Source organism: Parafrankia sp. EAN1pec (assembly GCF_000018005.1).
Lineage (GTDB): Bacteria > Actinomycetota > Actinomycetes > Frankiales > Frankiaceae > Parafrankia > Parafrankia soli.
On sequence record NC_009921.1, the window covers coordinates 6,997,368 to 7,015,491 of the forward strand.

The following is an 18,124-nucleotide window of genomic DNA, read 5'->3' on the forward strand; positions in this document are numbered from 1 at the left end:
GCGGCCGTCACGCCGGCGCGGGGACAGTCGACCCGTCCAGGTCGAAGTCGCCGCTGATCTCGGTGGTGGGGAACATCCCGGTCACCGCCCAGGCGACCGTCTCCCTGATCACCCGCTCCGCGATCGGGTCGAGGATTCCCTCGAGGCTGGGGATGCCGAAGTCGAAGTCGGCCTCGAAGTGGACCGTGACGTCGTCGCCGGCTTGCGCGAGCTGCCAGGAGCCGCTGAAGGTGTCGAAGTCCCCGTCGGTCTGCTCGAAGCGGATCGTCAGGTCGTCGCGGTGGAAGCCGTCCGACTCGGTCCAGCGGAGCAGGCCGCTGCGGAAGTGCAGTTCCCAGCTCGAGCTGCAGTCCGGGGCGGGCAGGGTGGCGTGCACCGTCGTCGCGCGCACGTGCGGCGCGAGATCGGGGTAACGCTCCCACCGCAGGACCTCGTCGAAGACGTCGGTGGCGAGCGCGCCGCGCACCACGGCGTCGAGTTCTACGTGCCTCACGATCGGCTCCGCCTTCCAGGCATGGTGGCCGAGCCGCTGACCAGCGCTCGGGTGGCCTTGTCGAAGGATGCGAGCAAGAACTCCACGTCGCGGTCGGTCAGGATGGCCGGCGGGGTGAACCGGACCACCGCGCTGCCGTTCATGGAGTGGTTGGCGACGACGCCGTGGTTGAACAGCTCGATCAGCAGCTCCCCGGCCAGCCCCGCCTCGACCAGCTCGACGCCGATCAGCAGGCCCTCGCCGCGGACCTCGACGAGCTGGTCGGCGATGTTGTGACGGGCTATCTCGTCGAGGCGCGGCAGCAGCCGGGCGCCGAGGTCGGCCGCCCGCCGCACCAGGTCCTCCTCCTTCATCACCTGGACGGCGGCCCGCACCGCGGCCATCAGCAACGGCTGGCCGGAGAACGTCGACGTGTGGACGTAGGGGTCCTTGTCGAAGGGCCGGAAGGCCTGCCGGGTGGCCACCGCCGCCGACACCGGGACCACGCCGCCGCCGAGCGCTTTGCCGGTCACCAGGACGTCCGGGACGACGCCTTCGGCGTCGGCGCCCCACCAGCGACCGAGCCGACCGAAGCCCGACTGCACCTCGTCCAGGACGAGGAACCCGTCGTAGTGGCGGACGAGCTTCTCGACGTCGGCGAGGAAACCGGCTGGCGGGATGACCACGCCGCCCTCGCCCTGCACCGGTTCGAGGATCACGCAGACTTCGCCCGGCCGAGCCGCCAGCTCCGCCGCGAGCGCGTCGGCGTCGCCGAACGGGAGGTGCACGAAGTCGGGCACCAGTGGCCGGAAGGGCTTCTGGTAGACCTCCTTCGCGGTCGCGGACAGCGCTCCAAGGGTCTTGCCGTGGTAGCCGCCGAGCATCGAGACCGTGCGGGTGCGGCCGCTCGCGCGAGCCAGCTTCAGCGCGGTCTCGACGGCTTCCGCGCCCGACAGTGAGAAGTGCACCCGGCTCAGGCCGGCGGGGACGACCGAGACCAGCGCTTCCGCAGCCCGCGCCACGGTGGGTTCGAGCAGGATGCGGGTCGCCACCGGATGGGTCCGGAGCTGGCGCTCCACCGCCGCCACGACGGTGGGGTGACGGCTGCCCATGATGAACACCCCGTAGCCGCCGGCGTTGAGGAACCGCTCCCCGTCACTGGTAGTCAACCAGGCGCCGCGGGACTCGACCTCCATGTGGGCGCCGAACAGCTCCGCCAGCGTCGCCCTGCCCTTGCTGAGGTGCGCCCGGTAAAGGTCGAGCACCTCGACCTCGCTCCCGACAGCGCTACCGGCCTGGCCGCCGGCCGCAGGCCGCGCCTCGACCCGGGTCACGCCAGCTCCAGCGGGGCGCCGGCGAACCAGGCCAGCAGCGGGCCCGCCGCGGACCCGCGGCCTGGCGGATGGAAGGCGAGCGGCCGCACCGCGCTCGCCAAGCGGGAGTTCTCGTCGGAGCGGACGAAGTCCATCCCGCCGAGCAGCTCCATCGCGAGGTCCGCGGCCCCGACGAGCGCGTCCTGCACGGCGTACCGGGCGACCAGGACCGCGGCGACGGCCGCCTCGCCCGCCAGCCCGTCGCGAACCGCTCGGGCAGTGCCCTCGAGCAGCGCGAACGCGGCCTGTTCGCGGACGGCGAGCGAGGCGCGGTCCGTCAGGCTGCCGCGTTCGCCGTCGATGACCCGCTCGACCAGCGCGGCGGCGGCACCGGCGTAGCCGGCCGAGATCAGCAGCTCGAACCACACGAACCCGGCGGTCTGCAGGTCGTCGAGCCGACCTGGGTCGTCGGCTGCGGTTCGGACCACCAGGTCGGCCGGCACGAACACGTCGTCCAGCCGGACCTCGTCGCTCTCGGCCGCCGCGAGCGCCTCGTTGCGCCAGAACTCGTGCACCGTGAGGCCAGGCGCTGGCACCGGGACCAGCGCTACGGCCAGCTCCGGCGTCCCGTCGGCCGCCGGGACCGCGATGCTGGCGGTGAGCAGGTCCATCGAGCGGGACAGGCTGCACGGCTTCTTCGAGCCGCTCAGCCGGTAGCCGCCGTCGGCGGGCGTGGCCGCCACCGCCGGCGCGAGGATGTTCTGGTGGGTGCGCCCTTCGGCCCAACCGGACGCCAGCAGCCAGCGCTTGGCGGCCACGCCGCGCAGTACGTCGAGTTGCGCGGCGCTGAGCCGGCCGGCGTCCGCGGCCAGCGCGAACAGCATGGCAACGGTGAAATGGTGCATCGTCACCGCCGCCGCGAGCGACGGCGACACCGAACCCAGGGCGCGTTGCACCCGCACCGCCTCGACCGCGTCGACTCCCTGGCCGCCGAAGGAGGTGGGAACCAGCAAGGCCGCCCCGTCGTGACTGCGAAAAAGTTCCACGACGGTACTGGCGGGGCTTTCCCGCTCGGCGAAGGGAATGTCCGCCAAGGCTTTCAGCAGCCCGGGATGATACCGGTTGCAAGTGTCACGGGCATCGTCAAGAGAACGCACGGTGGACCTCCGGTCGCCGGTCAGGGGCGAAATACCGCATCGCGCGGGCTGACGCCGCGGGCTATACTCACGCCCTGTAGGTGCGAGGTCTTGAGAATGGGGTAATTTGCTTCACCGAAGACGCCACCGGTGAGGCCGGTGCCACCGTGGCTGGGCAGGTACGGCAAGAAACCGATATGAGAGTCGTTCACCTTCAGCAGGCCACCATTGACTATGCGCGTCACGAAAGTGTCTACCACGTCGGGGGACGACGCCCACAAGGAATTGCGCAGCCCGTAGGCGTTCGCGTTGACAAACTCTACGAAACTGTCGAGCAGGTCCGCGTCGGGGCGGGGTTCGGCCACAACGATCGGCAACAGCGGGAAGAACGTCTCCTGCCGCACCGCGTCGAACCGGTGGGCCTGCGCCATCCCGTCGATCCGCAGCACCGTCGGTTCCAGGAACACGCCGCTCTCGGACGGGGTGCCGTCCAGTTCGATCCGGCGGGCGCCGGTCACCAGCTCGGCGCCCTGGTCCAGCGCCTGACGAACGAGCGCGAAGAACTTCTCGCTGCGCCGCACCGGCGACAGCAGCACGCCGTCGTCGTCGGGATACCCCGGGCGGACCGCGACCGCCTGCCGCTTCACCTCGGCGATCAGCCGGTCCGCCACCTCGGGGTGCACCAGGACGTAGTTGGGCACCATGCAGATCTGGCCAGATCCGTAGAACGCCTCGGTGACGGCCTCGGCCGCCTTCTCGACGTCGGCGTCGGACCACACGACGATGCCGTCGTTCCCGGCGAGTTCCAGGATCGGCTTCTTGCCGCTGGCCACGCAGCGTTCCTGGAAGCGCAGCCCCTCCTGGCTGCCGCCGATGTAGAAGATATCGTCGACCAGCGGGTGGGCCAGCCAGCGTTCCATTGTCTGCTTCGGGTTGGCGCAGACCGCGTTGAGGACGCCGGGCGGCGCGCCGAGTTCGTCGAGCAGCGGGCCTACCACGTCCCGCATCAGCCACATGGTGCTGAGCGCGATGCTGCGCGGCGCTCGGACCACGACGGCGTTGCCGGCCATCAACGCGAGTACGGCGAGCGCGGCACTGGGAGCCGGCGCGTTCTGCGGCGGGTTGAAGGCCACCACGCCGTCGGGCTGCCGCCGCACGATCAACCGCCGGGGCCCGTGCACGAACTCGGTGTGCATCTGCTGCTGGTACCACCCCAGGCTCTCGTCGCTGAACACCTGCAGCAGGCAGCTCAGCTCCCAGCGGGCCAGCATCGCCGGGTGCGCCTCGGACACCAGCATCGCCACGAACTCGTCCTGCCGGCGCACCAGCTCCTCGCGGAACAGCGTCCCGAGCCGCATCCGGCGTTCCAACGCGGTGGCCGCCCAGCCGGGTGCGGCTGCGGCGGCCGCCTCCGTGGCGAGGTCGATCGCACCGTCGCCGGCGACCGCGCAACGCCCGACGACGTAGGGGTGCGCGGCGTCGCTCGACTCCGGGTCACGTTCGAGGGCCCGCTTCAGGCTCACGCTCGCGAAAACGTCCTCCAGCAAGGAGCGGGCGCTCACCGTGTAAACCCAACCGTCGCCCTCGACGTCCTTCCCAGCGATGAAAAGGGGATAGCTTGCGATCGGCTCGTCGCGCATCGACATGCCTTCCCGAGGATGGATGGGAAAGTTAATTGGGCGGAGAGGGCAGGATTCGAACCTGCGGAGGCGTGAGCCAGACCGTGAACAAGCCACGGCCCCCGATAAGCCACTCCGGGCACCTCTCCAGAATTTTCCGACCGGTACTGCTGCCCCGGTCGTGTTACGACTGTGACAGCTCCTTCTGACGTGCCCCTGACGCGCCGTTGACTCGGGCCTGACGACGCCAGGAAGACTCTTCCGCGACTTACCTCGAGCTGCTTCACTCTCGGTACGGACGTTAGCCGACCAGGGAGTGCAACATGCCCGCCACCATTGCTACGGAAAGCCCGGCCCTTCACGCCATACAAACCCATACCGCAGCCGAGAACCCCAGTTCGTTCCTGGCTGTCGGCAGCCGGAACGAGGTCTTCACCGCCCCGGGCACCGACGGCGTCGTCGTCTACCGCCGCACCGGCCGGTACCTCGTCCACTTCGGCGGGCCGTTCGCCCACCCGGATTCCTACGAGACACTGCTGGACCGGTTCACAGCTTTCGCGGCCGACGAAGGGCTGCGGCTCGTGGGAGTGCAACTGCAGCGCGCCGACGCGGAGGTCTACGCCCGGCGCGGCTTTACCGTGAACCAGGTCGGTGCCTCGTGGGCGGTGAGCCTGCCCGACTTCACCCTGCGTGGCACCCGGTTCATGCAGCTACGCAACAAGATTTCGCGGGCACTGCGCAACGGCCTCGTGGTCGAGGAGGTCGACGCCGCCCAGTGGTACGACCACCTGCGCGAGGTCGACCAGGCGTGGTTGTCGTCGAAAGGCGAACACGCCCGTCCGCTCGAGTTCCTGGTGGGCGAGGTGGGCGGTGCCGAGCAACGCCACCGTCGGCTGTTCGTCGGCACCGTGGCCGGCGCCGTGGTGGCGTACATCTCCTACTCGCCGGTGTTCGGCAGTCGCGCGGGATGGATGCACGACCTGAGCCGGCGGGTTCCCGGGGGTTCTCCTGGCCTCATGGAAGCCGTCAACGCGGCCGCGATCGAGACGTTCCGCGCCGAGGGCACGCCGTGGCTGCACTTCGGCTTCACGCCCTTCACGGGGATGGACCTCGCGCACGAGCTGCCCGGCCACAGCCCTGCTTTCCGGTGGCTGGCGGACTTTCTCTGGGCCGAAGGCGCGGCGATCTACCCGGCGCAGAGTCAGCTGGCCTACAAGGAGAAGTGGGCACCCCAGGTCGTGATCCCCGAGTACGTCGCCTTCCAGGGCCAGGCCTCGCCGGCGGCGTTCGCGCACGTCTTCCGCGCCTGCAACGCGTTCTGACGACCCGGTGACACCGGCAACACCCGCAAACCCGGTGACACCGGCAAACCCCTGAGGAGACGGTGATGACCCAGCCCGACGCCAGTACCGAGGAGCTTTCGGAGGCGCTCGTGAACGCGTTCATGGCGGTGATCGGCGCGCCTGACGACGAAGCGGTCGCGCGCCACGGCGACGAAGTCCTGACTGCCTTGGACGAACGGCTGCGGTCGGCGGCCGCGCCGCCCGCCGCGCAGCCCTGAGCCCGACCGCCACGCGGCGAGCGCTAGTGCGTTGTCCGTGAATGCGGGTCGGTTCTTGTTGATCAGGCGGCGTTTCGGGTGTGGCCCCAGCGGTGCTGGCGCTCGGAGCGGATACGGGCGCGTTCGCGGCGCTGGGCTTCCAGCACTGCTGGGTCGCGGCGGTGGGTGTTGCGCCAGCGCAGGTAGGCGTGCAGGTCGCGGGCGAGCGCCGGGTGGTTGGGTGGATCGCTGTTACCGAGGGCGAAGCCGCGCAGCGGGCCGAAGTGGGCCTCGATCGGGTTGGCCCAGGACGCCTGGGTCGGGGTCAGGCACAGCTCGGCCTTGTGCCGGCGGGCCCAGGCGCGGATCGCGGCCGTCTTGTTCCCGGACCAGTTGTCCAGGATCACGTAGATCGGGGCGCTGTCCGGGCGGGTGGCGCGGATGCTGCGCAGTGCGGCCAGGGTGTGGTCGGCTCCCTTGCGCTCACGCACGACGCCCCACAGGGTGTCGTCACCGACCGAGTAGCAGCCGTGGAAGTAACGGATGCCGTGGGTGCGGTGGTAGGTGGCCGCCAGCCGGTCAGGGTGGCCGGCCTTGGCCCAGCACAGCCCGTGGCAGGGGCGGATCGACAGCGGTCCGCACTGGTCGAAGGCGAAAGCACCGGTCAGGGAAACGGCGGGTCACCTCCTCGATCCGGGCCAGCTTGGTCTCCGCGTCCGGGTCGGAGGTCTCCTTCCAGGTGCGGGTGCGTTGGAAGGAGATCCGGTGCTGGTGCGGCAGCTCGCCCAGTCGCTGGCGGCCGATGATGACCGGGGGTACCCCGGCCGGCGGGTGGCGCAGATAGTCGGACAGCTTGCGCAGGCTCCAGCGGGTGAACGGCAGCCCCAACGCCCTCGGCCTTGTGCGGGCGACCTCGACGATGCGGGCCTCGCCCTCCGCGGTGATCCGCCGCGGACGGCCGCCCGCCCACCGCGGGTCCAGGCAGCCCAACCCCCGGTCGTTGAACGCGTGGATGACGTCCCGGACGGTGTCGGGATCAGCGGCGACCAGCGCGGCGATCGCCTCGTTGGTGTTCCCCGACGCCGACGCCAGGATCATCATCGCCCGGCGGATCCTCACCGCGTCGTGCCGACCCCGCCGCACGATCCGCAGCAGGACTTGTCCCTCCTCGTCGGTCAACCGACGGACATGCACCGGCTTCGCCATCGCAGACCCCTCCCACGAGCAGGAGCAGATACCTGCGCATCACCGCAAACCGAGATCGCCACACCTCGCCCGGCAGACGTTCACGGACAGCGCACTAGCGCTGGTTGGTCAGGTTGGGGCGACCAGTGGGTGGGAGTGGCCCACGTGGTCAAGCAGTGCTGCCAGTTCCGGTGGGGGTGGGGCGGTCGACCAGCGGTGCCAGTACAGCTGTAGACGCGCCCAGGGGCTCAGCCAGCCGCGGACCTGTCGCAGTGTGTCCTGCCAGACGATGCGGCGCCGTGGATTTTCCCCCCGCCGCCCCGCGGTCCTCGCGGGGTGTTTCCTGGGCGTGGTCGGAGGGTGGCGCGTTCAGCAGGCTGAAGGTGAACGCCAGCATGACCAGCTGCCAGTGGCGCACGATGGCCTGTTCGGAACGGACCTGGAAGTCCGCCCAGCCCAGCTCGTGCTTGGCCGGCTTGTAGTAGTGCTCGATCCAGTCCCGTAGCCGGTAGATCCGGTAGACCTCGCCCCGCGTCCGCCTCGGCGGTCGAGAGGTTGGTGGCCATGAACCAGGTCGAGTCGGCGGTGAGGACCCTCGGGTCGGCGGTGGCGGCGATCAGGCGGGTGCCGCGGGTGGGTCCATAGCAGGGGCCCAGTTCCAGCTCGGCGACGTGGCGCACCAGCGGCCGGCCGTGGCTGTCGGTCAGCACCAGGCGCCGCCAGTCCGCCAGGGGCAGGCGGGCGGCGGCCTCGGCGGGGGTGAACGCCGGCGGGTGAGCGGGATCGGCGACGACCTGCCAGGTGCCGTGGCGGGGACGCAGAGCCAGCACGTAGCGGATCCTGGCCGCCCGCAGACGCCCCTCGAGCTTCGGGTTCTCCCCGTAGACGCAGTCGGCGACCACCGCCCGGAAAGGCACTCCGGCGCCGCGGGCTTCCTCGATCAGGTCCCAGGCCAGCTCCGGTTTGGTGGCGAACGCCGGGTCCGCCTTGCCGGCGGGTAGGCGGGAGGCGGGCCGGTAGGGCCGCACCCCCAGCGGCACGTGGCGGCTGCCGTCCGCCCAGTGACTGGTGACGGCCACAACGCCGTTGGCGGTGCGACCGAGCTTGCCGATGTACTGCTGGGCGGCCAGCACGATGCCATGGCCGCGTTTGCGGTCCCCGGTCTCGTCGATGATGAGCACCCCGTTGCCATGCGGCCCCAGCTCCGGGTGCCGATGCCACAGGTCCACCCGCCGCGCACCCAGGGCGTCGGGATCCCAGGGCGCGTCGTGCAGGAAGTGGTGCAGCCGCTGCCGGTCCGCGCCGGGGACCAGGGCGGCAAGCTCCGTCAGCGTCTTGTTCCGTTCCCGGGGCGGCAACAGGCCGATCAGATACTGCCGCAGCGCGGTGCGCTCAGCCAACCGGCCGAACAAGTCATCGAAATGGCCGCAGAATCTGTCGATCGCCTCCGCCGTCGGCGCGGTCGGCTTGCGAGGAGTGGCCATCGGGCACCTCCCACCGGAACGGCCCAGCCAGACAGCACCAACCGTACGTCCACGTGCCCCGACCTGACCAACCAGCGACTAGCCAGCGGAGCTGACGGCCCGGGACCGACGCGAGCCGGTCCCGGGCCGTCGGACCCACCGCTGGCCGCGTCACGGGAGGCGCAGCGTCGCCCGGATCATCGCCGCGACCTGGCCAGGGTCGGCGTGTTCGAGGTCCGCGCAGGTCCGGGCGACCACGTCCGGTCCTCCGGTGGCCGCGAACTTCGCCTGGACGAGTTCGCGGTGCCGGGCTCGCGTGTCCGGCCCGGCCGCGCCGATCGGGATGTCACGCCGGGCCGAGAACGAGCGCCCGTCGGCGGCTCGCACGGTCACCCTGGCACCCGTGTACTTCCTGGCGTGCTCGAAGGAGGCCGCCGGCTCACCGAGCTTGTCAAGCATGTCGGCGGCCTCCGCTCCGACGAAGTGAGTCAGCCAGCCCTCGGCCCGCCGACCCGCCTGCCGTAGCGCGTCCCCGAACGGCGCGTCGCTACTGACCAGGTCGAACGTCATCCCAGCGTCTTCCACCACCCGGACCTTCCCGGCGAGCTGCCAGCGCCGCAGGTCGTGCTTAGCCGGCGCGGCGAAGTCGGCCACGACGAGGTCGCCGACGAGCAGCGCGGTCGCCACGGCGTAGGGCACCGACAGCGGCAGGACCGCGGCCGGGGTGGCCGGCCCGGCGCCGTGGCGGTCGAGCTGCCGGCCGACGTACACGGTGTAGGCCGAAGTCTCGACCAGGATGTCGGCGACGTCGGCTGGCCGCAGGTCGCCGGCCTGACGCCGGATCTCGAGGGCGCAGTCCACCGCGCTGTCTATTCCCGGGCCGCCTGGCCGGACCTTGAACGACAGCGTGTCGGTGTGCCAGCGGCGGCCGAGGTGCGCGGCGACGACCTCCGGCAGCGGCACCGCGGCGAAGCGCGCCAGGAATCCGTCCGGGTGTTCCAAGGCGTCGGCGACCCCGCGCAGACCGGCCTCGGCGGCGTCGCAAGCGTCCATGGCGGCTCGTACCGGTGCGAGCGAGGACAACAGCCGGCCGTCGCCGCCGAGGAAGGCGTGCAGCAGCGTCCACTGCGGCGCGACCATCGCCAGGCCGATCGCGTCGGTCCAGGTGGTGGCTGGTACTTCCGCGCAGTGCAGCCGGGCGGCCACCGCCCCGACCAAGCTCGTGTGCGCGGCCGTCTGGCCGCGAAAGGGCCCCAGCGTGGCCGCGGCGGTGACCCGAGCCGCGCATTCGTTGGCCGCGACGACCGCCGTCAGCAGCCCGCGCCCGTCGAGTCCGAGGGCGTCGGCGTAGGCCAGTCCGACGCCCACGGTCGAGTTCGACAGGTGGCCGGCGTAGGCAGTGTCGTCCAGGTTGAGCCACGAGCCGAGGCCGGCGAACACGCAGGCCGCCCTGCCCGGGTCGGAGCCCACCGGGTCGCCGAAAGCCGCGACGAGCAGCCGGCCCAGTTCGTGCGACGCGCCGGCCCGGATCGCGGCGAGCTGCGAGAGGATCTGGCTTTTCGCCAGGTCGACGACTCGGTCGGGCAGGTCGCGGTACCGGAGCGTGCTCGCCCATTCCGACAGCCGCTCGGACAGCGACGGCGACGGCGTGCCGCCAGCGCCTGCCGCCGAGGCCGGCGGTTCCGGCACGGCCGGTTCCGCCGGTGTGATGCTGGGGCGCGTCACGGCGTCTCCTGCCCAGCCGCCGCCAGCACGGGCTGGCACAGCACCGGCAGCGCGCGCGGGAGAACGTCGACGGTGAGCCGCGAACGGTCGTGCCGGAGCAGCTCGCCGTCGTGCTCGAAGACCAGCGGCAGGCCGTCCGTCCGCTCGACGACGACACTGCGGCCGCGCTCGTACACGACCCCGGGCCGGCCGACGTGCTTGCCGTCGAGCAGCAGCGCCGGCACGTCGACGGGGTCGACACCCACTCCGACCACGCAGACGTCGAGCTGGCCGTCGTCGAGCACCGACGCCGGCAGCACGAGGTACTGCCAGGCCCGGTGCCGACCGCCACCGACGTTGGCGAACACGGTGTCCCCCTCGTGGACCACCCGGCCGTCCACCGTCACCCGGCCGGCGTACGGCGTGAAGCTCGCCGCCGCGCGTTCGAGACCGGCCTGCAACCGCGCCCGTCCCGCCAACTGGACCTCGCCGGCGCTGCGCAGCACCTCGGCGGTGAGTCCCGCGCCGGCACCGAGCACCACCGGCTCGTCGAGTTCCCGTACCCGGGCAAGGTCCAGCGGCCGCGCCGAGCGGTCGGGGTCCGCCAGGGCGTAGTCGAGCGCCTGCTGCCAGGGCCACGTCCCCCAGTGCGACCGGTAGTTGGAGTTGCCGGTTCCTGCCGGGACGACGAACAGGGCCGGCCCGGTGGCCGACGCACCCCCGGCGAGCAGGCCGCGCACCACCTCGAGGACGGTGCCGTCGCCACCGACGGCGACGACGACCCGGAACCGCTGCCGCGGCGGTAGCGCCGCCGCGGCTTGCGCGATCCGGGTGGCGTCGCCGCGGCTGTAGGTCCGTTGGACCTGGACCGCGCCGTGGCGGGCGCAGCGCTGCCCGACGTCAGCCACGAGGTCCGAGGTCAGCCCGCCGGCTTGCGGATTCGCGATGACCAGGCAGTGCCGGGAGTCGTCGGCGGACGAGCCAGTCATGTATCCACTCCGAACGAGGTCGCAGGTCCATGGCCGAGGTCTACTCGGAGCTGGTCGGCTTTCGGCGAGCATCTCCGCCCGGGCTGACCGATAGCTGACGCGGTCCTGACTCCCAGGCCACGCTCGCCCGCCCCCCGATTACCCGGCAGGTAATAGACAACGGCGGCCGCTGATTGCAAGACTCGACGGGCGTGGACGGGAACCGACCGTCTGCCGTGCCCGCACGTCCAGCCTGGAGGAATACCGTGAGCCGGATCGAGAAAATCGCCGACCGCTATCTCGCCGTATGGAACGAGGCCGACCCGGGCCGTCGCCGCAAGGAAGTCGGTGAGATATGGGCGGAAGACGGTCTCTACGCGAACACCAGCAACGAGTTCCTTGGCCACGACGGAATCGAGGCCGCCGTCCGTGAGGCCCACGAAGAATTTGTCGCGGCGGGTTTCACGTTCAGGCTGAAGGCGGTCGCGGAGAATCACGACGCGGCCCGCATCGGCTGGGAGATGGTGCCGTCCGGGGGCGGTGACCCGGTGGCCGCCGGGACGCAGTACCTGGTCTTCGCGGCCGACGACCGCATCCGCACCGACTACCAGTTCCCGGACTAGTGTAGTGCCGCATCAGGCTACGTTTGCCTTGGCGACCACGGCGCGGAGTTTCTTGTCGGCGGCGTGGCGGTTCCGCCAGCCGAGGTAGCGGCGGATCATGCTGGCCTGGGCGCGGTGGTTGCGGTGGTCGGTGCCGTCCAACGCGAAGTAGCGCAGGGCGGTGAACTGGGCCTCGATGCGGTTGAGCCATGAGCTGTTGGTCGGGGTGTAGGCGATCTCGACGTTGTTCGCCGTCGCCCACGCTCCGACCCGCCCATCGACCCGGATCGACAGGTGCGGGCTGTAGTTGTCGCAGATGATCGCGATCCGCACGTCAGGCGAGTAGAGGCCGCGCAGGTAGCGGCAGAAGGTCAGGAACACGGCCCGGTTCTTCGTGACCTTCACATGCCCGTACATCCGGTCCCGGCCCAGGTCGTAGGCGGCCATCAGGTGCCGCACCCCCTGCGTCCGCGTGTACGTCGCCCGCCGGCGGCGCCGCGGGCCGCGCTTCGGGTCGGTCTTCGCACCACCCGCCCCGGCCCACATCCGCCCGGGGCGGGGCTGCAGGTTGAGCGGGCCGAACTCGTCCACGCAGAACACGACCGTCGGCTCGCCGGGCTCGGGCACAACCTGACCGTCGATGATCGCGTACAGGTGCTCGACGCGGGCCTTCTTCGGTTCGTACTCCGGATCCGAGCTGGCCTTCCAGGTCTTCAGGCGTTGAAACGAGACGCCCTCCTCGCGGAGCAGGACCCGTAGGCCCTCGTGGCTGATGTCGTCGACCACCCCCTCGGCGACCAGGAACTCCGCGAGTTTGGTCAGGCTCCAGGTCGAGAACGGCAGCTGGTGCTCGGACGGACGGGACTTCGCGATCTTCTTGATCTCCCGGCGCTGGGGAGGGTGAACTTCCGTGGCCGGTCACCGGCGTACCTCGGGGTAGAGGGAGTCGAACCCGTCGGCGTTGAAGTTGTGGATCACGTCGCGGACCCGGTCCTCCGACGTTAACGTCACCTCGGCGATCTTCGTCGGGGTCATGGCCTGCGCGGAGAGCAGGATCATCTGCGCCCGCCGCCATGTCACCACCGACCCGCTGGAGCGTCGCACGATCCGTAACAGCCAGCTGCCCCTCGTCCGGATCGATCTCCCGGACCCGCACCCGTTCCGCCACACCACGGATCATCAGCCGGACGGCCAGGACGGGAGCCGACCCGGCGCGTCCTCACAACGGGCAAACCTTGGCGGATACGGCACTAGAAGGCTTGGAAGGCTTGGGCGGGCGAAGCCGCGAAGGATGGGTCAAGTTCGGGGCGTGCGGGTCGGGCTGCGAGTCCGGCGTGGTGGATGAGTTCGTTGATGGCGGTGTCGTAGGCGTCGGCTGCTCGGCGTAGCGGTGGGGGTCGCTGTGGCGGTCGGCGAGTTCGGCTATGCCGGTGCGTAGTACCCGGTTGTGGACGCGGGTGAGGAACAGGGCGTGGCGCTGCCCGGCGGGGGTGATCTGGTAGCGGTGAGTCCCGGGAACGCGTTCGATCAGGCCGTGGAGGCGGAGTCGGCGTAGGTCGTAGCTCATCTGTCCGCTGGTGATGGTGCTCGGGTCGCGGCCGAGCAGTGGCGCGAGATACTCGCGTAGGTCACGGTTGGTGAAACCGTGTGGCAGCAGACGGAAGACGAGGATTGCAGACAAGAGGGCTTGGACGCGGTGGTCGGTGAACCGCATACCGGCGACCCGCCGTCCGGTCTCGGTGATGACCGGATCGGTGATGGCCGCGAACGCGGTGTCGCCGTCGGTGGGATCGTGGCTGATGGTCTGGACGTCGAGCAGACGTCGGTTGGCGTGGAAGCCGACCCGCCGTAACGCCGGCAGGTTGATCAGCCTTTTCCCGATCCCGAAGTCGCGGGTGTCGTTGATGGTGGTCTCGGTGCGTAGCGCTTTTCCTTCTTTGTGGTACTGCTTGATCGTGGCGTGTTTGTCGTCGACGTGCAGGCTTGGGGTGACGCCGTTGGTGATAATTCGGGTTCGGAACCGGCTCGGGGTGGCTCGTGGGCCGGTCCGGCGCAGGGACCGGTCGAAGACCAGGCTGACCTGGTCGGGGCGGCCGATGTCAAGGTTGTCCCGGATGACCTGCTCGAAGAAGATCCTTCCGGACAGGGGCCGGTCGAGGGTCTGGGTCAGGGAGAACTCGGCTTGCAGGATCGAGAGGTCGTAGTGGTAGCCGGCGTCGCGGTCGTCGGGGGTGAACGGGTGCGGCAGGATGTCCAACCACTTGCGGAGCAGCCCATCGATCTCGGCCGGGCCGGGCCGGTCACAGATCGTCTGAAGGCCGGCCGGGTCCTCGACCGCGGCGAACGCGTTGTCCATCGGGGTGAAAGCGATCCCGGACTTGGTCGCCTGCCGCTGCGCCCAGTGGTTCCCGTTCAGGCACAGCTTGGCGTTGTAGGGGAAGTAGGAGCAGAACTTGAGGAAGAACGGGCCGAAGTCGTCGTCGACGCAGTAGAAGTAGAAGTGGTTGACGACCCCGGTGGTCTTCACGATCCACGGGTATGTCTTCCCCTCTGCGTCGCGGCGCTTTTCCGTACGGAACAGCGGAGTCTTCTCCTGCGCTCGACCGATGAACACCACCCCCTGGGTGCCGGTGAAGTCCTTGAGTCGTTCGTGCATCACGTCGTCCTTCCGTTGCCCCTTCACGAAGTCGACGATCGGGATGTCGTGGTCGGCGGCGAACCGCCGGACCGCGGTCACGAAACCCTCGGTGATCGACGCCAGCGGGGCGGTGGAGGCGACTCGCATCCCGAGCCGGCGGTGGAGGAACCCGACCAGGCCGAGAGGGAACTGGAGCTGGGGCACATAGACGTTGAGGTACATCCGGTCGATGCACTCCACCTCGAAGCTCACGTGATGGGCCAGGACGTCGGCGACGGTGCGGGGTAGCGTCATCGTCAGCTCCGGTCCGGGACGGCCAGGCCTCAGGCCAACCGCCGCCAGGTAGCGGCATCACAGGCGGGTTCATCGTCAACCCGTCACACCGCCCGGCCGGAGCCCACGATCACAGCCGGACCACAGCAACATGCTCGTCGGGCTGGGGCGAAGCCCCGTTAGTACTAGCCACCAGTTCCCGGCTGACAGTTCCCGGACCAGCCGTCAGGGCTCTGGTCGGGCGAACTCGGCCAGGCAGGCCGCCGCGCGGCACGGCCGGTGGGGTTCGTTGTCAGTGTTGCCAGGTGACGGGCGTTACCAGGTGACGGGAAGCTCCCGCACGCCGTGGAACACGGTGCCGGTCCGGAACACCGAGTCCGGGTCGTCGGTCGCCAACCGCAGCCCGGGGAAGCGCCCGAACAGGGTCTTCAGCGCGAGTTCCATCTCCAGTCTCGCCAGCGGCGCGCCCTGGCAGTAGTGCGGCCCGACCCCCCACTGCAGGTGGTCGCCGCTGTCGCGGTCCAGGTCGATCCGGTCGGGGTCGGGAAACATCGACTCGTCGTGGTTGCCGGCCGGGATGGAGATCACCACCGCGTCGCCTTTGTGCATCGTAGTGCCGCCGAGCTCGAAGTCCTCGACGGCCAACCGGACGATGGCGTCCTGCGAGATCGACCAGTACCGCATCGACTCCTCGACGAACTGCGGGATCCGCACGCCGTCGTCGGCCAGGACGGTGCGGCGCAGGTCGTCGTCGAGCAACATGCTGAGGATGTTCAGGGCTATCTGGTTGGTGGTGGTCTCGTGCCCGGCGACCAGCACCAACCGCGCGATACCGACCAACTCGTCCAGGGTGATCTTCCCGGTGGCCAGGTGGTTCACGGCCAGCCGGCTCATCAGGTCGTCCGCCGGCTCTTTTTGCTTCCGGGTGGCGAGCACGCCGAGGTACTCCGACATCTCCTGGTAGGCCGCGTAGGACCGGGCGGTGTCACCCTGCGAGATGGTGACCCTGGTCTTCTCGACGAAGAAGGGCGAGTCGGCGTCCGGTACGCCCAGCACGCGGGCGATGACCAACGTCGGCAGCGTCCGGGAGAAGGCGTCCTGCAGGTCGGTCGGCCGGGGTCCGGCCGCGAGGCCGTCCAGCAGTTCGTCGATCAACCGCTGGACCGCCGGCCGCAGGCCACGGACCCGCCGAGCAGTGAACTCGGTCGTGATCGTCCCACGCAACCGGGCGTGTTCCGGGTCGTCCATCCGAAGAAACGATCCCGGCTTCTGGTCGGGCGGCACCTGTATGCGCACCGGGGCACCTGGCAGCGTTTCGTCCGCGCTCAACCGCGGGTCCATAAGTGCCTGCCGGGCGTCCGGGTAGCGAGTCACCAGCCACGCGAGCCGGGAATCCGCCGCACCAGCCGGTATCCGCACCGCGCACGGCGGCAGCTCCCGCAATTTCGTCAGAATCTCCGGCGGGCGCCCGGAAGCCGTGCGGGCGAACGGCCAGTCATGGACTACAGTCTCGTTCTCTAGCATCACACCTCATTCGGGAGGAAACATCTCGATGCCCACTGTCACCAATTCCGCTGACGCCCGGCTGACCCATCCCTGACGGTTACCGCGTCAGGCCGACGTACTTTCCCATCTCCCGTGCGGCGAACTCGAAGAACGCGCCAGGGTCGGCCGCCACGCCAGCGAGGTGGCCGTACACCTCGAACCCGACCATCCCGTGGAGCTGGGTCCAGGTCACGAGAATCCGAGCGATGACCCCGTCGGGCAGGCCCTGCAACAGGCCGGCGGCGAGCCCGGCGACGTTGCGCGCCATGCCGTCCGACAGCCGCGGCACCGGCGGTTGGTCCGCCAGCCCGCCGTCTCGCTGCGCGTCGCGCAGCACCGTCAGCAGGGCCACGACGGTGCGAGCCCCGACGACCATCGTCTCTGCCGGAGCGTGGTAGCCGGGCACCGGCTGCCCCCAGATCAGCGCGTACTCGTCCGGGTGGTCGAGCGCCCAGCTCCTGACCCCCTTACTGATCGTGACCCACCGGTCGAGCGGCGAGCCGCCGGCGGCCGATGCCGCGTCCCCGGCCCGTTCCGCGCCGTCGCCCATCCCGGCGTAGGCGTCGAGGACGAGCGTGGTCAGCAGCTCGTCCTCGCCGGCGAAGTATGCGGTCACCCGGTCGAGACCGATCCCGGCGGCCTCGCCCAGGGCGCTCGGCGAGAGGTCGACGCGGCGCCGGTCCGCCAGCCGCCGGACCGCCGCCTGCTTGACCTGGTCGATCTCGATCTGTTCAACCTCCACCAAGCTGTCACCGTGAGTACTCGATCGGCTCATGTCGGCATCGTGGCAGACGACGACCGTTCTCGTCGATTACGTCAGGGGTAACGACTGGGCGCGACCGCCCCCCGCGCGGCGCAACCCCGAGCCGTCAGCTCCGCGCGGCGGCTGCCAGGCGGTGAAGGTGCCGGCTGAAGTCGGCGGTCACCGCGAGGGCGTGCTGGTCGATGAAGAAGTGGCCGCCGGTGTACTCGGTGTGGCCAAGGTACTGGGGGCTGCGGGACACCCAGGACGAGAAGGCGTCGGTCTCCTCCATCAACGGGTCGGCCTTGCCGCCGTAGGACGCCATCGGGCAGGGCACCAGCGCGCCCTCGTCGATCCGCTGCGCGGCCACCGACAGGTCCGCCCGCAAGGCCGGCACCACCATCTGCAGCATCTCGGGATTGTCGTAGATCTCCGCCGGGAACGACCCGAGCCGCTTGATCCAGACGACGAGTTCTTCCTGGGGCATCCCGATGTGCTCCTTGGTCGGGTTGAAGAACCCCTCCGGGGCCCATCCCGACATCCCGACGAGCAGCGGCACGCGCTGCTGCGCTCGGTGCATCCGGACGGCGAGGTGGTAGGCGAGCTGCGCGCCGAGGCAGTGGCCGAAGAACGCGAACGGCCGTTCGTCGCACTCGTTCTGGACCGCTTCGTACAACGCGTCGAGCAACGGCTCCCACTCGGTGAAGGCGACCTCGTCTCGGCGCCCCTGCCGGCCCGGCAGCGTCACGGCCTGCGCTCCCACGTCGGCCGGCAGCAGGTCGGCCCAGTCCCGGTAGATGATGGCCCCGCTCCCGGCGTGCGGGAACAGGAAGAGCCTGATCTCTGCCTCGGGTTCCAGGTCGGACGGGTGGAACCACTGCCCGTGCGCGGACGTCCGCGCCACGATCGAGCTACTCACGGTAC

Annotated in this window: 14 protein-coding genes, 1 tRNA gene and 2 pseudogenes; 3 read left to right on the forward strand and 14 right to left on the reverse strand. The window is 70.2% G+C overall.

The window, feature by feature from the left end; all coding sequences use genetic code 11:
• Nucleotides 1-7 precede the first annotated feature (7 nt).
• From FRANEAN1_RS28485 to FRANEAN1_RS41615, 5 genes are all read right to left on the reverse strand, one after another.
• Nucleotides 8-493, reverse strand: coding sequence for an aromatase/cyclase (locus FRANEAN1_RS28485; RefSeq protein ID WP_020463212.1), 486 nt, complete (start codon nt 491-493; stop codon nt 8-10).
• Nucleotides 490-1,806 carry an aspartate aminotransferase family protein gene (locus FRANEAN1_RS28490; protein WP_020463213.1) on the reverse strand — a complete coding sequence of 439 codons (1,317 nt, stop codon included), beginning with the start codon at nt 1,804-1,806 and terminating at the stop codon, nt 490-492. The genes FRANEAN1_RS28485 and FRANEAN1_RS28490 overlap by 4 nt, the downstream gene beginning before the upstream one ends.
• Nucleotides 1,803-2,942 (reverse strand): acyl-CoA dehydrogenase family protein, encoded by a 1,140-nt coding sequence (locus tag FRANEAN1_RS28495; RefSeq protein WP_020463214.1) that lies wholly within the window; start codon nt 2,940-2,942, stop codon nt 1,803-1,805. Before FRANEAN1_RS28495 ends, FRANEAN1_RS28490 begins: the two co-directional genes overlap by 4 nt.
• 20 nt (nt 2,943-2,962) lie before the next feature.
• Nucleotides 2,963-4,561, reverse strand: a complete 1,599-nt coding sequence (locus FRANEAN1_RS28500) for an aldehyde dehydrogenase (protein ID WP_157472826.1) — start codon at nt 4,559-4,561, stop codon at nt 2,963-2,965.
• Between the two features lie 40 nt (nt 4,562-4,601).
• Nucleotides 4,602-4,689 (reverse strand) — tRNA-OTHER (locus tag FRANEAN1_RS41615).
• 174 nt (nt 4,690-4,863) lie between these two features.
• On the opposite strand from FRANEAN1_RS41615, the gene FRANEAN1_RS28505 reads away from it, so the two are divergent.
• Nucleotides 4,864-5,862: a DUF2156 domain-containing protein gene (locus tag FRANEAN1_RS28505; RefSeq protein ID WP_020463216.1), complete on the forward strand. Its 999-nt coding sequence runs from the start codon at nt 4,864-4,866 to the stop codon at nt 5,860-5,862.
• 65 nt (nt 5,863-5,927) lie between these two features.
• Nucleotides 5,928-6,101, forward strand: a complete 174-nt coding sequence (locus tag FRANEAN1_RS42580) for a hypothetical protein (RefSeq protein ID WP_198145385.1) — start codon at nt 5,928-5,930, stop codon at nt 6,099-6,101.
• A gap of 62 nt (nt 6,102-6,163) precedes the next feature.
• Here the strand turns inward: FRANEAN1_RS42580 and FRANEAN1_RS28510 are convergent.
• The 4 genes and pseudogenes from FRANEAN1_RS28510 to FRANEAN1_RS28525 all read right to left on the reverse strand — a co-directional run bounded on the left by FRANEAN1_RS28510 (nt 6,164) and on the right by FRANEAN1_RS28525 (nt 11,421).
• Nucleotides 6,164-7,286, reverse strand: a pseudogene (locus FRANEAN1_RS28510) (IS630 family transposase).
• A gap of 227 nt (nt 7,287-7,513) precedes the next feature.
• On the reverse strand, nt 7,514-8,749 hold the full coding sequence (locus FRANEAN1_RS28515) for a transposase (RefSeq protein ID WP_020463217.1): 1,236 nt from the start codon (nt 8,747-8,749) through the stop codon (nt 7,514-7,516).
• A gap of 150 nt (nt 8,750-8,899) precedes the next feature.
• A complete protein-coding gene (locus FRANEAN1_RS28520) occupies nt 8,900-10,453 on the reverse strand; it encodes an MmgE/PrpD family protein (protein ID WP_020463218.1) in 1,554 nt (517 codons plus the stop codon).
• On the reverse strand, nt 10,450-11,421 hold the full coding sequence (locus tag FRANEAN1_RS28525) for a diacylglycerol kinase family protein (protein ID WP_020463219.1): 972 nt from the start codon (nt 11,419-11,421) through the stop codon (nt 10,450-10,452). The genes FRANEAN1_RS28520 and FRANEAN1_RS28525 overlap by 4 nt, the downstream gene beginning before the upstream one ends.
• 245 nt (nt 11,422-11,666) lie before the next feature.
• Here FRANEAN1_RS28525 and FRANEAN1_RS28530 point away from each other — a divergent pair, with 245 nt between their 5' ends.
• Nucleotides 11,667-12,023, forward strand: coding sequence for a nuclear transport factor 2 family protein (locus FRANEAN1_RS28530; RefSeq protein ID WP_020463220.1), 357 nt, complete (start codon nt 11,667-11,669; stop codon nt 12,021-12,023).
• A gap of 12 nt (nt 12,024-12,035) precedes the next feature.
• Here the strand turns inward: FRANEAN1_RS28530 and FRANEAN1_RS28535 are convergent.
• The 5 genes and pseudogenes from FRANEAN1_RS28535 to FRANEAN1_RS28560 form a co-directional block, all read right to left on the reverse strand.
• Nucleotides 12,036-13,170: pseudogene (locus tag FRANEAN1_RS28535) on the reverse strand (IS630 family transposase).
• Between the two features lie 51 nt (nt 13,171-13,221).
• Complete coding sequence (locus FRANEAN1_RS28545; protein WP_020463223.1) at nt 13,222-14,934, reverse strand: hypothetical protein; 1,713 nt, start codon at nt 14,932-14,934, stop codon at nt 13,222-13,224.
• Nucleotides 14,935-15,228: 294 nt separating this feature from the next.
• Entirely contained in the window at nt 15,229-16,437 is a 1,209-nt protein-coding gene (locus FRANEAN1_RS28550) for a cytochrome P450 (RefSeq protein ID WP_041254882.1), read from the reverse strand.
• A 79-nt stretch (nt 16,438-16,516) separates the two neighbouring features.
• Complete coding sequence (locus tag FRANEAN1_RS28555) at nt 16,517-17,200, reverse strand: TetR-like C-terminal domain-containing protein (protein ID WP_020463225.1); 684 nt, start codon at nt 17,198-17,200, stop codon at nt 16,517-16,519.
• Nucleotides 17,201-17,327: 127 nt separating this feature from the next.
• Complete coding sequence (locus FRANEAN1_RS28560; RefSeq protein ID WP_347176798.1) at nt 17,328-18,119, reverse strand: alpha/beta fold hydrolase; 792 nt, start codon at nt 18,117-18,119, stop codon at nt 17,328-17,330.
• Nucleotides 18,120-18,124: the final 5 nt, after the last annotated feature.

Bases quoted from the DNA above. Each gene is read 5' to 3' on its own strand.
- FRANEAN1_RS28500 (WP_157472826.1), bottom strand. From the start codon at position 4,561: ATGCGCGACGAGCCGATCGCAAGCTATCCCCTTTTCATCGCTGGGAAG.
- FRANEAN1_RS28505 (WP_020463216.1), top strand. From the start codon at position 4,864: ATGCCCGCCACCATTGCTACGGAAAGCCCGGCCCTTCACGCCATACAA.
- FRANEAN1_RS42580 (WP_198145385.1), top strand. From the start codon at position 5,928: ATGACCCAGCCCGACGCCAGTACCGAGGAGCTTTCGGAGGCGCTCGTG.
- FRANEAN1_RS28515 (WP_020463217.1), bottom strand. From the start codon at position 8,749: ATGGCCACTCCTCGCAAGCCGACCGCGCCGACGGCGGAGGCGATCGAC.
- FRANEAN1_RS28525 (WP_020463219.1), bottom strand. From the start codon at position 11,421: ATGACTGGCTCGTCCGCCGACGACTCCCGGCACTGCCTGGTCATCGCG.
- FRANEAN1_RS28545 (WP_020463223.1), bottom strand. From the start codon at position 14,934: ATGACGCTACCCCGCACCGTCGCCGACGTCCTGGCCCATCACGTGAGC.
- FRANEAN1_RS28550 (WP_041254882.1), bottom strand. From the start codon at position 16,437: ATGCTAGAGAACGAGACTGTAGTCCATGACTGGCCGTTCGCCCGCACG.